The following is a 16655-nucleotide window of genomic DNA, read 5'->3' as shown; positions in this document are numbered from 1 at the left end:
TCAGACATTATTTCCATTTGGTCAATAAATCATCGGGACTCATCAGCCACGATTGCCTTATTAATCACTACCGAAAAGATCGCGGGTATACACTTTTTCAGCAACATCCAAAAGCTCTGCCGCCATCCTGTTGGAAATAATGACATCCGCCTGCTGTTTAAAGCAGTGCAAATCACGTTCAAGACGTGAGTTAAAGAAAGTATCTTCTTCCATTACCGGCTCATAGATGATGACCTCTACGCCTTTCGCTTTAATGCGCTTCATAATCCCCTGAATCGATGAGGCGCGGAAGTTATCGGAGCCACTCTTCATAATCAGGCGATAAATGCCCACCACTTTAGGCTTTCTGGCGAGGATAGCGTCGGCAATAAAATCTTTACGCGTACGGTTTGCTTCAACGATAGCGGAGATAATATTATTAGGCACCGACTGATAATTGGCCAGCAACTGTTTGGTATCTTTTGGCAAACAATATCCGCCATAACCAAAAGAGGGATTATTATAATGATTGCCAATACGCGGGTCGAGGCACACCCCTTCAATAATTTGTCGGGTATTTAATCCTAACGTTTCAGCATAGCTGTCTAATTCATTAAAATAAGCGACTCGCATAGCGAGATAAGTATTGGCGAAAAGTTTAATAGCTTCCGCCTCAGTGGAGTCCGTAAACAGCGTTGGAATCTCCTGTTTAATAGCGCCTTCCTGGAGTAATGCGGCAAATTCTCTGGCGCGCTCAGACTGTTCCCCAATCACGATACGGGAGGGATAAAGGTTATCGTAAAGGGCTTTACCTTCACGTAAAAACTCCGGAGAGAAAATGATATTTTCTGTCGCAAACTTCTGACGCATTGCCGCCGTGAAGCCAACCGGCACCGTAGACTTAATAATCATCACGGCTGCGGGGTTGATGCTGATCACATCCTGAATGACCGATTCCACACTGGACGTATTAAAATAGTTGGTTTTGGGATCGTAATCCGTAGGCGTAGCAATAATGACGTAATCTGCATTCTGGTACGCATCAAACTTATCCAGCGTTGCCCTGAATCTGATGTTATCTTCCTTTAAAAATTGCTGAATTTCTTTATCAACAATCGGAGATATCCGATCATTTAACAGTTCAACACGGGAAGGAACAATGTCTAACGCCACCACATCATGATGTTGTGCAATAAGCAAACCATTAGACAAGCCAACATAACCCGTCCCGGATATCGTGATTTTCATTATTCGCTCTCAGAATTAACTTAATTATGAATCATGATGTATTTCGCATCCTGATAAGATATTAAAGTTTTAACGCCTGAGTATATAAAGTGCAACGCAGACGAAAACAATTCAGATTATCTTCATTACGATAAACACAGATTATTAAGTTAATATTAAGCAAAAGCGATAAATCAATAAGAATAGAGATAAAAAAAAGCCCGGTATTAAACCGGGCTTAAACATTTTTGCAGAAATTATTCCAACCACTCGGTATGGAAAATGCCTTCTTTATCAGTACGTTTATAGGTGTGCGCACCAAAGTAGTCACGCTGCGCCTGAATTAAGTTAGCTGGCAGTACTGCGGCGCGATAGCTGTCATAGTAGGCCACTGCCGCAGAGAATGTCGGCACCGGAATGCCGTTCTGCACCGCGTAAGCCACAACATCACGCAGCGCCTGCTGGTACTCATCAGCAATTTTCTTGAAGTAAGGCGCTAACAGCAAGTTAGCGATACCAGCGTTTTCTGCGTAAGCATCAGTGATCTTCTGCAGAAACTGAGCGCGAATGATACAGCCCGCACGGAAAATCTTAGCAATCTCGCCGTAGTTGAGATCCCAGTGATATTCATCAGACGCGGCGCGTAGCTGCGAGAAGCCCTGCGCATAGGAGACGATCTTGCCAAGATACAGCGCGCGACGCACTTTCTCGATAAATTCAGCTTTGTCGCCTGCCGGCTGCGCTTTCGGCCCGGAGAGCACTTTAGATGCGGCAACACGTTGCGCTTTCAACGAAGAGATGTAACGCGCAAAGACGGATTCGGTAATCAGCGACAGCGGTTCACCCAGATCCAGCGCGCTCTGGCTGGTCCATTTACCGGTCCCTTTGTTGGCGGCTTCATCAAGAATGACATCCACCAGGTAGTTTCCGTCTTCATCTTTTTTAGTGAAGATGTCTTTAGTGATGTCGATCAGATAGCTGCTCAGCTCGCCGTTATTCCACTCAGTAAAAGTGTTCGCCAACTCTTCATTGCTGAGATTCAGGCCGCCTTTCAGCAGGGAGTAAGCTTCAGCGATAAGCTGCATATCGCCATATTCAATACCATTGTGGACCATCTTGACGTAGTGACCAGCACCATCGGCGCCGATATAGGTCACGCACGGTTCGCCATCTTCCGCCACAGCAGCAATCTTCGTCAGGATCGGCGCCACCAGTTCATAGGCATCTTTCTGACCGCCAGGCATGATAGATGGCCCTTTCAGCGCGCCCTCTTCACCACCGGAAACACCGGTACCGATAAAGTTAAAACCTTCCGCAGACAGCTCGCGATTGCGACGGATTGTGTCCTGGAAGAAGGTGTTACCGCCATCAATAATGATATCGCCTTTTTCCAGATACGGTTTCAGCGAATCGATAGCTGCATCAGTACCTGCACCCGCTTTCACCATTAACAGGATACGACGAGGCGTTTCGAGGGATTCAACAAACTCTTTCACCGTGTAATAAGGCACCAGCTTTTTGCCGGGATTCTCGGCAATCACTTCTTCGGTCTTTTCACGGGAGCGGTTGAAAACGGAGACGGTATAACCACGGCTTTCTATGTTGAGCGCGAGGTTGCGCCCCATCACTGCCATACCGACGACGCCGATCTGTTGCTTGGACATTACATACTCCTGTCAGGTGTGGAAACCCTGCCACAAACGGTCATGGCAGGTTAAAGGTGAATAGTATGTTAACTCAAAGGTATGATATTAAGGTAGCGATTGATGCGTTCAGATTTTACGCAGGCTATTTTATACAATTATTATTCAGTACTTCTCGGTAAGCTTAATACGCACCATCTCGCCGCAAAACAACTTTCGCTGTTTTAAACAGAATGGCAATATCATTCCAAAGCGTCCAGTTTTTAACATACCAGGAATCAAAATAAACACGAGTGTCATAATCAACATCATTACGCCCACTCACTTGCCATAGACCTGTCATGCCCGGCTTTGCCATCAAATAATAATCAACATCATCACAATAACGCTCCAGTTCATCCGAAACGATAGGTCGTGGTCCAACCAGGCTCATATCACCTTTTAGTACATTAAAAAGTTGTGGCAACTCATCAAGGCTAGTTTTACGTATAAATCGACCTACAGCTGTGATTCGAGGATCATTTTTCAGTTTAAAATCTTTCTCCCATTCAGCCCTGGCAATAGGATCGTTAGCCAAAAGTTCTTTTAGTACCTCTTGAGAATTCATAACCATAGAACGAAATTTGTAGCATGGAAAAAGTTTTCCATGCCGACCTACTCGCTGGTGACCATAAATAGCCGGACCACCATCTCGAGTAACTTTATACCACAGATAAATCATAAGTGGTGATGCAATTATAAGAATCATTATTGAACAAACAATATCAAATGTCCGTTTGAGAAAACGGGACGACCTTTTAGCCAAGTTATTTTGTATCCTTAATAACATAACTTCATGGCTAAAGATAAAAGACATATCAGTATTATATAATGGCAATCCTCTAAACGAGGGGACTACAGTAACAGAACGACAATGATGTTTTGAAAGTTCACGTAGCCAAAAATGTGTTTTCTCCAACTCGGTGTATTCATAAGCAAGGATATAATGGACATCACCTGTACGATTTAAATCCCAAATAATCTCAGTATCCTTTATCACCGGCAACATATTTATTTCAGCATCTGACGCATCCGTATCAAAAAAAGCGATAACATCAAACCCCATCATCTCCTCACTTTGCAGCGCAGAATATGCACCACGAGCATTCTGTCCGCTCCCCAGGATGATAGTTTTTTTCTTCCAGATACCTAGCTTGTTCAATAAATGCTTTGTAAGTGCGCGAAAAAAAGGCACCAGGATTAGAGCAAAAGTCCAACAAAACACCCAGACATAGCGTGAAAACTGCCATTTTGTAAACGCTATCAGAGCCAAATCAAATATAGCAAAAATAACGATCGTACGAAAAATTTCTTTTAACTCATACCAAAATGGCTTGCGGTATGTATAATGTCGCAAACGAATCCAAAACCAACCGACACATACTACTGACAAAATAAAATGCGTAATAACTCTTGTATCTAATTGGTCTTGAGGAATAAATCGCTGTACTTGATCAAAAATAAAATAGACACATCCTAATGAAAACCATAAGGCTAAATTAAAAAAAATCAAATCCGATATAGCCAAAAAAATTTTACATAGCTGTGGATTATACTTATTATCAATATTATCCATTTAATCCTCACCCTCTGACCGTGCATAATGTAAATAAAATAGGCATATTAAGTAAATAACATTCAATTTTTTACAGCAAGCATCGTTTTTTAATATTAGCAAGCGTTGTATTTACAAGATCCTGAGCCCTATTTAATAAATTAGCTTCTGCATAGCAGCGTAACTCAGGTGCATTACCAGAAGCGCGCAAATGCACAATACATCCATCACGTAAAGTAATTCGCATACCATCTGTCATATCTGTAGAAATTGCACCTTCATTCTCCAAACCAATATAGCTTAAGAGGTTGCTCAGATTTTCTCTGCCCATACTAATTAAGGATTGACTTTTATCAGTTGTAATCCCCTGTAATCTGTCAGAATGGGTGTAACGAGTTGGGAGTTCATTGACTAAAGCGCTAATGCTGGTATTCCTACTTTTGTAAAGCAGCATTATTGCTGGTAATACAGCATCACGAGTTGGTAAGGCATGAAGATTCTGCTCGTTAATACAGATGTCGCTTCCTAATAAAAAACCGCCATTGGCTTCAAAACCGACAATACGACTATAACTCCGTGATAATTCATTAAAAGCTTCGATAACATAAGGCGAGCCAATTTTTGTAAGCTTAACATGTTTAAAAAAGCGGCCAGAAGAAATTATGCTGTTACAACTAACAGGAATAGCGACGGCTTCTGCATCCAATGCAAGTGAACATAATAGACCTAGTATATCGCCTCTTAGCCACTCACCGGCCTCATCAGCAATAAGAGGGCGATCACCATCCCCATCTGTCGAGAATATGGCATCTAAATCGAACTCTTTAGCCCATGAGCGAGCTTTTTCCCGATCCTCTTTGCTTACAGCCTCTGTATCTATAGGTACAAAATTATCGCTTCTACCCAAGCTAACGACTTCAGCCCCCAATGCAATAAATAAAGGCTTATAAAGATCACGCCCAGCGCTTGAATGTTCGTAAATACCAATACGCTTATTTTTCAGGAATGGAGTAGAAAATAAAGATGTATAACGAGATATATAATTAACAGCAGCCATTTCTGAAACTATGAGTTCTTTAAGCTCTAAATGGCTGCACGTATCTTCAACACTAAGGATCGCAGCCTCATCATGTTTCGTGATTTCACCATCAGGACGATAAAACTTGAGGCCGTTCCGCTCGAATGGAATATGACTTCCCGTAACCATTATCGCAGGCATATTGTCAGACATAGACTGAAAGGCCAAAGCTGGGGTTGGTACCACTCCATAAAAAATACAGTTAACGCCTTTATCCGCCAATGCAGCAGCACACGCCTGAGCTATCCCATAACTACTTGGACGATTATCTATTGCCAATGCTACGGTATCAAAGGAAAAATGTTCCTGCATAACGGCAACAAATGAAACCGTAAAAGCAGCACATACCTGAGGTGTAAAATCTTTTACAAGACCGCGAGCCCCACTCGTTCCAAACACAATACCTGATGAATAAATAACATCACGGCTATTATTAACTACGTTCATTAGTCCACTCCTTCGAAAATCCAGAACGTTGCTCTAAACGAATAATATCATCCTCACCAAGATAGGTACCTGATTGAATCTCAATTAACTTCAGGGGGGTCATTCCAGGATTTTCCAGCGCGTGAATAGTATTCGGAGGAATAAATGTTGATTCATTTTCAGAAACCATATAAATCTGCTCTCCCTTTGTAACACGAGCAGTCCCGGATAATACTATCCAATGCTCAGCCCGGTGGTGATGCATCTGCGCCACAAATTTCTCACCCGGCTTAACAGTGATACATCGAACGAGGTAATTTTTGCCGCTATCAATCACATTATATTTTCCCCAGGGGCGGAAAACTTCTTGATGTTGTTTATATTCGTTCCTATCATTCCGTTTTAAATAATCGACAATTTTTTTAACATCTTGTACTGTATCTTTATTAGCCACCAGTAAAGCGTCTGTTGTTTGAACAATGACAAGATTGCTTACACCAATCGCACTTATAAGCATATCTTCGGAATAAATGTAATTATCATTACAAGCATGTGCGAAGATATCTCCTTTTAAAACATTTCTCTGATGATCTTTATTCGATATATCCCAAAGTGAGGACCAGGAACCCACATCCGACCAGCCAGCGCTCATTGGTATCACCACCGCATGCTGTGTGTGCTCCATAACTGCATAATCGATAGAATCACTCGGGCATGACATAAACTCTTCTTTATCAATACGAATAAAATCAAGATCGGGATTTATATGTCCTACCGCCTTTTCACAAGCTTTATAAATTTCAGGTGATAAATACTTTAATTCGTTTAAATAAGAGCTTGCACGAAATAAAAACATACCGCTATTCCAGTAATATTTCCCTGATTTGAAATAGTCACCGGCGGTATCGATATCCGGTTTCTCCACAAATTCAGCCACTGCATAAGCGTCATTTCCTATCAACTCACCACGACGAATATATCCATAACCCGTTTCAGCATGCGTTGGAACAATACCAAAAGTTACAAGCTTACCATTTGCAGCGTATTCTTCAGCATGTCTGACAGCTTTCGTAAAAGCTATTTCATCCTGAATCACATGATCTGCAGCAAGAACCAACAAAAGAGGATCAGCATTATCAGCATTCTGGAGCGCACAAAACGCGGCAAGAGCGATCGCTGGTGCAGTATTACGGCCTACCGGTTCGAGAATAATATTATTTGCTAACTTGTCAATTTCACGGAGTTGTTCAGCGACTAAGAAACGGTGTCTGTCATTGCAAATGACAACGGGTTCTTCTGTAGAAAGTGAAGCTAATCGCTTTATAGTATTTTGCAGCATTGATAGTTTACCTTCAACGCTTAGAAACTGCTTCGGATGATATTCGCGTGAAAGCGGCCATAAACGGCTACCTGTGCCGCCAGCCATAATTACGGGAAGAAAAGACATTTATTTTATCTCTTTTGACGAAGAATATTGGATATTATTCCAATAACTCTTGTACATGCTAAAATAGCGACATGTAGACAACGGTAAAGATTGCCAATGCTTGCCTAATTTGTAACCCAAGAATTTAGCAAAGGTTGTTAATAAAGCTCTTGGAATCCAGAACGGTGCATTTTTAAGCAGGAATTGAATCTCTGATTTTACGAAGCGGAGACCCTCACCACCGGCACCGCCAAAGTCACGCTGAATCCACGGAGAACAAGCATGAAATACACCAGTATCAAAATATCGTTGAAACTCTTCTCGCGGGGTATAATTATGGGAGTGTCTTACCACCGCTTCAGCGCAGTAGGCGACCTTATAACCCGCCTGAATCATCTTAGCCGCCATAAACATATCCTCGGCAAGAATTGTATGTTCAGGAAACCCACTTAACTCTTCAAAAACGGAACGGCGATAGGCAGCAAAAGAATTGGACATAAATACAGTTTTAATACCCAATTTTTCTATATCTGCCTTACTTTTAACAATAGATTTTGAACTATAATTAAAATTTCTGGCATGCACTGCAAGGGGATTAGCATCTTTATGAGGAAGTTGTCTACCACAAACCGCTGCTATCAATGGATCTGAAAAATAATAAACCAAATTTTTAATTGCATCCGAATCCGCGAGAATTGCATCTTGCGTTAGAAAAATTATAACATCAGCGTCCAGAGTTTTTGCAACTGCTAAATTTCTGGTTCCTCCATGATTAAAATCTTTAGAGTCAATATTAAATATTGATATATTTTTCAGGTCTGAGGCTAACGGAACCGTTTCATCTTTAGAACCTGAGTCTATAACAATCAATTTATCCGGATATATAGTTTGCTGCTTAATCGCATCCAGAACATTAGGCCAAAGCGACCCTGCATTATATGTGGGAATAATTAATGTTATTTTCATTTATTTTGATTCCGCCAACCAATTGCCAACCATCTGCTTCATATTATCAAAGTCATACCGTGCGACATAGTTGTTAAATCGGGAAATTGCATCAGGCAACTGCTCTATATTTTTAATTGCACTCTGCCAGCTTTTTTCATCATCCGGATTCACATATAATGCACCATTGGTTAACACTTCATGAAATACTGGTATATCGGACACTATAACTGGAGTATTTGATGCCATCGCTTCAATAGGAGGTATACCAAAACCCTCATCAATAGATGGATAAACAAGCGCGTAGGCTTTAGAATATAAAATCTTTAATTCATTAAATGAGACTTCATGTAAAAAAGTCACTTTATCTTTTAGTTCCAGATCAACGACCATTTGTTGGAGAGACATTGCATAGTCAGTACGACCACATACAATAATTAAATTATAAGAGTCAGACCAAACTTTTTTATTTTTTATGAATGAATGAATATTTTTATGTGGCCAACTTGCACCAACAGCTAAAAAGTAATTCTCTTTTTCTTTTTTTTGTATAAAATCAGATTTATTAACACTATTATAAATTACTGATATTTTCTCACTATCTACATTATAAGTTTTAGCAATGCTATCTTTAACGGTATAAGATACCGTTAAAACATGCTTACATCGCTTAACGGACATTTTTAATAAAAAGCGAAAATACACTTTCTGAATAAAACTATCTGGATAATAAAAAGGTCTTATATCATGTACGGTTATCGTTTGGTTTCTCAGTAAGGGGATAGTGTGATGTGTAGTACACACCAATTTTTTATTACCAAACTTAATTAAAACCCTCAGCGCAAGCCAGTAACTATATACATACCATACTAATGGTCTAAGTCGCGATGTTTTTGATGTGTTGCTAACAATATTCGGAACAGTAACTACTGCATAACCGAGCTTTTCAAAATAATCAGCGTGTACCTTGCTACAGATTATTGCGTCAACATCAGCTATTTCTCGCAGTACCGTTAAAAATTTAATCGAGTATTGCCACATTCCCGTACCACTTTTACCTAAACGTGATAGGTTAACGATCATTGAATAGCTCTCCGTTTTTCCATTCATGCTTGTATAGCGATTATCACAAGGACGACCAATAGTTATTAGGAAACATTTTCATTAAAATGAACCACGGATCATAATTAAAAATGAATAAGGAATCATATCCAAATAAATATAAGCAAGCCTTGTAATTATTATAAAATCACCATTAAAATCAGTTCATAATACTAAGCCAAATATTATACCAAGTAAAAATGCCACAAAAAATAGCATCTGCCATAATATACTCACTCTATGGTAAACACTAAGATATGCAAGAGCATAGTAAGCAAAAGAAAGAAAACTAGGGTTTCCGACAATCTCTAATTGCCACAAGTCTTAATTTTGAAATTGATAAATAGTCAAAAACAACCCCGTCCATACATATTATAGATACATATATAGCATCTGTTACTGTATCCGAAAAAGCAAGAGTATTTAAAGGTTCTAATTAAGGAAATTGCAAATAAATCATCCTACAAAACACGTATAAACTATACGCTAAATAGTCACGACAATAATAGCATAAGCATTTTTTATACTATAAACTCGATTTGTATTGATGTTGATACTATGAAAATATTTTTTTTATTACCATTTTTGCTAATTTTATTTTTTTAGTGTAGCTAGCCAGCCCTTTAAGACGAAATATTAAATTGGTGGCTATTTTCGGATATCCCAACTTCTTATAAAATGATGCAAGTTCAGCCCTATCGGTGGAATCACCATAACATGCCATAGCTAAAGAAGTATAAAACCAAGGACGCTCTTTTGTAAGAACCCGTCCAAATGAGATATATATTTTTGTATTGTTATTATAAAAATCCTCCCTCAGTTTTAAATAACCGATGAAATCAATTTTTATTCGACGAGCCTTCCCATTACTTTCGAATGTATCGTTATCTCCTCTGCAATCAACCAGTGGCAGTGATATGTACTGCAGGGTCGAATTCATATTGTTAATTATTCTTAATAAAATATATACATGCGCATAAGCTGTACCAATGTATGACTCGTCAAATATGACGTCAGACCATTTATTCCTTTTCACTATAATAGAGCTTAAGTAGCTAAAAAGTCCGCCGACTGAGTTACATTTACTAAAGTACTCTATCAAATCAGCTTCATTGCTAAAAGAAAATAATCTACTGCCACCATTTAACCATCGCCGATGTGGATTAGATATTTTCGTCATTGAAATATCTAATTCTCGTCTGTCACATAAATAAATGTCACTTCCGGCAGCCAATTTATCTTCCATCAATGCAAGGGAATTTTTTGTAAGAATATCATCACTTCCGAAAATCCAACAATAATCTCCAGTCCCCATATTAACTGCAGATAAATAATTCCTATCTGGCCCAATATTTTCGTTATGCCTTTGATACAAAATTGGAAAATTAAATCTATCTCTCCAGATATTTATTGACTCTTCCGTTCCATCAGTTGATGCATTATCTGAAATACATACTTCTACAATTAAGGAGTGAGAAGATTGATTATTAATACTTTCAAGAAGGTCTTCAATGAATTTTACTCGATTATACGTTGGGATACAAAATGATACCTTCATATTATGCTAGCCTTTTACTCTTATACATATAATACACTGGCAATCCCCAAAAAACAGTTAGCGAGAACGATAAAATTAGTCCGTATAAAATACCAACTATTCCATAATGCTCTGCAAAATACCATTGAGTCACACCACCAATTAATGCCTGACACGGAACTATGAGCCAAAGAATTTTTAATTGGTTCATACTTTGAAGTAACATAGCAAATGTATCACACCAAACTCTTATACTAAAATACACAGCCAGTAAAACAAAAACAGCCCCACTAATATTATAATCTATACCGTTAGCAATTATGCTATAGATATAATCCTTTAAAACATAAATGAATAACGTACCAAGACCAACAAAAAATACCCCACCAATAATATTTAGGAAAATGATTCTATGCAACTTTCTCCACTGCATTTTCACTCGTAATTCAGCACATACTGGCCATAATGCTTGTAATACCGCAGTATAAATAAAAAACATTAAACCAAATATTTTCATCGTTACAGTATATTTTATAATATCTGCAGCAGATAATTTCTGAGACATCACAATATAATCAGTTTGTAAAACTATTATCGATAAGGACGAAAAAATCAGAAACCCTGATGAACGTGATAGTAATAATTTATAGGTATTAAAGTTTACTTTCGTTTTAAGAACATATATGTACCGAAACGATATATATATAATGGGCAGTATTGCTACCGGAGCATACAATGCTACTAAAGCGAAGGTAATACTCGAATCTGGCATTAAATAATGGATCGCAACTACATCTAAAAAACCTAAAAGATAAGATAATGCATTAATTATATTAGCTTTCCACCCTAACAGTTCCGCAAATAATATTTTATAGACCACACTCCCAACGCCAATGAATATAAATAATATACTTGCTATAAAAAAATAACTTCCTGAGTTGTTTTTCAATTCATCGCTAAATGAAGTAAGATATAGTGACGATAATTTATCTGATAAGAAGAATAATGTAGAGCTTAAAATGATTAAGGATGCGAATAGAATATGAATTGCGGCCTTGATATATGCATCATATGATTTTCTATCAGCTTTCAACTCAGATATATAATTTTGTAGACTACTACCAATCCCAATATCTGCAATGCTAAACCAGACCAATAATCCAGTTAAAAGAGTAAATACAGCGTATGATTCTTCGCCAAGAATTTCCAAAAGAAATTTAACACTTACTAACTGAACACCGGCAATTATTATCTTTGAAAGCCAAGAGGAAGCGGCAATAATAAGATGTCTTGGAATTCTAACCAACCTCAGTTTCCTCACGTCAGCTTCATCTTTTAATTATAAAAAATATTTCATTCTTTAATTATGCCCGCTTTCGCGGGCAGAAACATCATATAGAACTAGTCCAATCATACATTTTCTGGACACCATCTTTTGCCGAGACTTTCGGGCTCCAGTCAATTGCATTAGTGATTTTTTTAATATCTGCAACAAAAACACGCTGATCACTTTCCCTTACTGGTAAATTAGTGAACCTCATATCAATGTTGCAATAATCTTCAAGCAATTTGAATAATTCAAGTAATGATAGGCTGTTGACAATGGTACCACCAATATTAAAAGCGTTCCCCCTAATTTTTGATACATTTGCCAAGGCAGTGAAATATAACGAAATCATATCTTCAGCATGCAAAACATCCCTAACTTGCTTACCATTACCAGAAATAGTGAAGGGTTTGTTAATACCATTTTTAATTTCAACCGCTTTTTGACAAAACCAACCTACCCAGCCTTGATCATAAGTAGCAAACTGTCTCCCACCATACATTGATGAATGCCTGAACACCACTGTATTCAAACCAAAAATCCTTGCATAATCAAGCATGTATTGATCTGCAGCACCTTTTGAACAACCATATGGTGAGTGGAAATCTAATTGTGTGCTCTCATCATATCCATTAGGCTTATCTATACAAGTATATCTAGTTTCTGTTTCATTGTATTTATATTGCTCAAGATCGCCGTATACTTTATTTGTTGATGAATAAATTATATTACAATTTGAATTATACTGCCGTACTGCCTCAAGTAAATTTAAAGTTCCACCTACATTAATTTCAAAATCCATACAAGGATTGTCAATAGATGTAGTCATTGCCACTTGACCTGCAAGATGAAAACAGCTATCAGGCATATACTTAGTTATTAATCTTGTAACATCATTTTTGTTGCGAATATCACCATGTACAAACTCAAAGTTTCCTAAGGAGGATAACCAATGTAAATTATCTGTTGCACCTTTACGTGATAGATTATCGAATACAATTAAATCAATCCCTTGACTTAAAGCAAAGGAGGCAAGATTACTCCCAAGAAAGCCACATCCACCGGTAATTAAAAGCTTCATTTCCCTTCCTCTTCAATTATTTCAGTTAATGCATCAACAAGAGAGAACTCTCTTTTCCATCCTATTTTTTCAAGTTCTGCTATATCAGCACAACTATACATCAATTCATTGGCTCTTTCTTTGACCACACCAAATTCAATTATAGAATTGCTTTTTGTGATATTTTTAACAGTCTCTACATATTCACGAATTGATATAGCCTTTCCACTACCAACTTCAATACTATGAAATTTGGGGAAATTATTAACATTATTTATAATACAATCGAACGCTGTTAGTAGATCTTTTATATACAAGAAATCTCTCTGTTGCAAACCAGATGTTAACTTTACTGGCTGGTTACTTAAACAACGTCTAATAACCATACTGGTAAACTTATCGTCTCCATCAAAAGCTCCATAGAAATGCTCCAATTTTAACTCTATATATTTACCACAAACTTTATCTATAATGGCGGCGGCGAGTTCATTTGCTTTTTGTTTAGTATATGCATATAAACTCGTATTTGGTGGCAGTGATGTTCCACAATTTATGAATACTGCATCAAGTGATGAGATAGACTCTAATACTCTGATAGGCATAAGAATATTGCTTTCTATTAAAGCTGTTGCAGGTTCGTTATGTCTTCCATAGCAAGCAATAGTGTTAATAATAATATTCGGTTCAAATTCTACTATTTTTTCGATCCAATTATTTTCTGTCGTGTAAATAATATTATTTATGGTAGCTTCATTGTTCCTCTTCCTTGCTAAGCCAATCACAGTATGTCGACTTTCGAAGTAGGATGTAAGTCGTGATCCAAGGAACCCAAACGCTCCCATTATTAGAATTTTCATGAAATCATAGAGGGGAATTCCCCCCCCCTCAAAAATTAGAAATTTAAACCAAAAAACTCTTCAAATTTGCTAACTACATAATCTAAATGCTCTGTAGTCAAGCCAGGATAAATACCAATCCAGAACGTTTGATTCATTATACGGTCGGTATTTGTCAACTCACCCACTACACGATATTTCACATTAGCAAAATACGGTTGGCGAATCAGATTTCCAGCAAACAGTAAACGTGTACCGATTTTTGCTTCATCAAGGAATTTCACCAGTTCGACACGGTTAACACCGCTAGTTTCTTTCAGGGTGATAGGGAAGCCAAACCAGGATGGGTCTGATTTCTCTGTTGCTTCTGGTAATTCGAGGAATTCAGTGCAAGATTGCAAGCCCTGTTTCAGATAGGAAAAGTTAGCTTTACGCTGCTCTACAAACTCTTCTACGCGCTCCAACTGAGCCAGACCACATGCTGCCTGCATGTCCGTGATTTTGAGATTATATCCGAGGTGGGAATAAGTATATTTGTGATCATAGCCTTGAGGAAGTGATCCCAATTGCTGACCAAAACGTTTACCGCAGGTGTTATCGCATCCTGGCGCACAATAACAATCCCGGCCCCAGTCACGGAACGACTCAATAATTTTCTTCAGTTCACCTGACTTGGTGAATACAGCACCGCCTTCACCCATTGTGATATGGTGAGCCGGATAAAAACTAACGGTTCCGATGTCACCAAAGGTACCTACCATCTGGCCTTCATAAGTCGTCCCAAGGGCATCACAGCAGTCTTCAATCAACCATAAGTTATATTTATCGGCAATCCGACGAACTTCACTCAGGTTAAATGCATTACCGAGTGTATGAGCGATCATTATCGCTTTTGATTTCTCAGTAACTGCAGCTTCAATGAGAGAGGCATCGATATTATATGTCGGGATATCAACATCCACGAATACCGGTATTAAACCATTCTGGATCGCCGGGTTAACTGTAGTCGGGAAGCCAGCAGCGACAGTAATAACCTCATCACCAGGTTTGAGAGCACGCTCGCCTAATTTTGGGGAAGTCAGCGCAGTCAGTGCCAGCAAGTTTGCCGAAGAGCCAGATGTAGTCGTTAAAACATGAGGAACCCCAATAAATTCCCCAAGTTTTTTCTCAAAGGCATCATTGAAACGACCAGTAGTTAGCCATCCATCAAGAGACGCCTCAACCATCAATTGTAACTCTTTGGCACCAATAACCTTCCCGGAAGGAGGCACAACGCTTGTACCTGCAACAAAAGGTTTCGGGCTCAATGCCTCATTCGCATACTGAGCGACAAGCTGAGAGATTTGCTCACGCAGGTTATTTGCTGTCATTACTTTGATTCCTTAAACTTATTTTCTTAACGAGTAGTTGCAGACATATAGTCGCTGATTTCACGCTTTGAACAAATCAACATATCTTCGCCGCGAATCCATGCTTTATGCCATTTTACGATGCGACCAAGTGTTTCAGTCAATCCCCAACGCGGATGCCATCCTAATTGCATATTTGCTTTAGAGCAATCCAGTTTCAGGTAATGTGCCTCATGAGGATGATTCTCACCATCCAGTAACCAGCTTGCATCATCACCCCAAAGCGTGACCATCTTGTCAACAATAAATTCGACCGTCTTCGCATCTTCATCACGCGGGCCGAAATTCCATCCTTCAGAAAACTTAGCACCTTCTGTATATAAGCGTTGCGCCACCACAATGTAACCAGAAAGAGGCTCCAGTACATGCTGCCAGGGACGGATAGAATATGGGTTTCGAATAATAACCTGCTGGTTATTTTCAAATGAGCGCAGAATATCGGGAATTAAACGGTCTTTAGCCCAATCGCCTCCGCCTATGACATTACCAGCCCTCACAGACGCCAAACCAACGCCATGTTGCTCATAATTTGCAGGATTGAAGAATGAGTTCCGGAATGCAGACGCGACTAATTCTGCACAACCTTTACTATTAGAGTATGGATCGTACCCTCCCATGGGTTCGTTCTCACGATAGCCCCACACCCACTCACGATTGTCGTAGCACTTATCACTGGTGATATTTACGACTGCCTTTATGTTACCTACTTGCTTAACTGCTTCAAGCAAATGGACAGTACCCATAACATTTGTTGAGTATGTTTCGATTGGCTGTTCATAAGATAGGCGCACTAAAGGCTGGGCTGCCATATGGAAAACAATTTCTGGCTTAAATTCTGCAATAGAATTGCGCAGCTTTTCAAAATCACGAATGTCGCCAATATGAGATTCCATAAGATCACTAAGACGCACTATCTCAAATAAACTTGGAACAGTTGGCGCATCAAGTGCATAGCCTTTTACAATTGCACCCATTTCAGTCAGCCATAGCGAAAGCCAGCTTCCTTTAAAGCCAGTATGGCCGGTAACGAATACACGTTTACCTTGCCAAAAATTTTTATCAATCAT

General features: G+C 38.8%; 13 protein-coding genes. All 13 read right to left on the bottom strand.

Going from position 1 to position 16655, the window contains the following annotated elements; genetic code table 11:
• Positions 1–60: 60 nt before the first annotated feature.
• Complete coding sequence (ugd, locus tag ACQ29O_RS08090; RefSeq protein WP_000704825.1) at positions 61–1227, bottom strand: UDP-glucose 6-dehydrogenase; 1167 nt, start codon at positions 1225–1227, stop codon at positions 61–63.
• 236 nt (positions 1228–1463) lie between these two features.
• Positions 1464–2870 (bottom strand): NADP-dependent phosphogluconate dehydrogenase, encoded by a 1407-nt coding sequence (gndA, locus tag ACQ29O_RS08085; protein ID WP_000043532.1) that lies wholly within the window; start codon positions 2868–2870, stop codon positions 1464–1466.
• Between the two features lie 163 nt (positions 2871–3033).
• The gene (locus ACQ29O_RS08080) at positions 3034–4464 is read right to left on the bottom strand and encodes an undecaprenyl-phosphate galactose phosphotransferase (protein WP_000368707.1); all 1431 of its coding nucleotides are present in this window, start codon (positions 4462–4464) and stop codon (positions 3034–3036) included.
• A 70-nt stretch (positions 4465–4534) separates the two neighbouring features.
• Entirely contained in the window at positions 4535–5968 is a 1434-nt protein-coding gene (gene rfbK, locus ACQ29O_RS08075; protein WP_001103641.1) for an O-antigen biosynthesis phosphomannomutase RfbK, read from the bottom strand.
• Positions 5955–7394: a mannose-1-phosphate guanylyltransferase/mannose-6-phosphate isomerase gene (locus tag ACQ29O_RS08070; RefSeq protein ID WP_000009018.1), complete on the bottom strand. Its 1440-nt coding sequence runs from the start codon at positions 7392–7394 to the stop codon at positions 5955–5957. Before ACQ29O_RS08070 ends, rfbK begins: the two co-directional genes overlap by 14 nt.
• Positions 7395–8339 carry an O antigen biosynthesis rhamnosyltransferase RfbN gene (gene rfbN, locus ACQ29O_RS08065; protein ID WP_000705152.1) on the bottom strand — a complete coding sequence of 315 codons (945 nt, stop codon included), beginning with the start codon at positions 8337–8339 and terminating at the stop codon, positions 7395–7397.
• Complete coding sequence (locus ACQ29O_RS08060; protein WP_020976717.1) at positions 8340–9401, bottom strand: glycosyltransferase family 4 protein; 1062 nt, start codon at positions 9399–9401, stop codon at positions 8340–8342.
• A 574-nt stretch (positions 9402–9975) separates the two neighbouring features.
• Positions 9976–10977: a glycosyltransferase family 2 protein gene (locus ACQ29O_RS08055; RefSeq protein ID WP_000868492.1), complete on the bottom strand. Its 1002-nt coding sequence runs from the start codon at positions 10975–10977 to the stop codon at positions 9976–9978.
• Between the two features lies 1 nt (position 10978).
• A complete protein-coding gene (locus ACQ29O_RS08050) occupies positions 10979–12277 on the bottom strand; it encodes an MATE family efflux transporter (RefSeq protein ID WP_001228887.1) in 1299 nt (432 codons plus the stop codon).
• Between the two features lie 70 nt (positions 12278–12347).
• Positions 12348–13364: a CDP-paratose 2-epimerase gene (rfbE, locus tag ACQ29O_RS08045; protein ID WP_000770933.1), complete on the bottom strand. Its 1017-nt coding sequence runs from the start codon at positions 13362–13364 to the stop codon at positions 12348–12350.
• On the bottom strand, positions 13361–14200 hold the full coding sequence (gene rfbS, locus ACQ29O_RS08040) for a CDP-paratose synthase (RefSeq protein WP_000697758.1): 840 nt from the start codon (positions 14198–14200) through the stop codon (positions 13361–13363). Before rfbS ends, rfbE begins: the two co-directional genes overlap by 4 nt.
• Positions 14201–14235: 35 nt before the next feature.
• Complete coding sequence (gene rfbH / locus ACQ29O_RS08035; protein ID WP_000126349.1) at positions 14236–15549, bottom strand: lipopolysaccharide biosynthesis protein RfbH; 1314 nt, start codon at positions 15547–15549, stop codon at positions 14236–14238.
• Positions 15550–15575: 26 nt separating this feature from the next.
• Entirely contained in the window at positions 15576–16655 is a 1080-nt protein-coding gene (rfbG, locus tag ACQ29O_RS08030) for a CDP-glucose 4,6-dehydratase (RefSeq protein ID WP_000565913.1), read from the bottom strand.

The sequence above is a fragment of the Salmonella sp. GDC200615 genome (assembly GCF_050574145.1).
In the GTDB taxonomy this organism is placed as follows: Bacteria; Pseudomonadota; Gammaproteobacteria; order Enterobacterales; family Enterobacteriaceae; genus Salmonella; species Salmonella enterica.
This window is presented reverse-complemented; position numbering and strand designations above follow the sequence as displayed.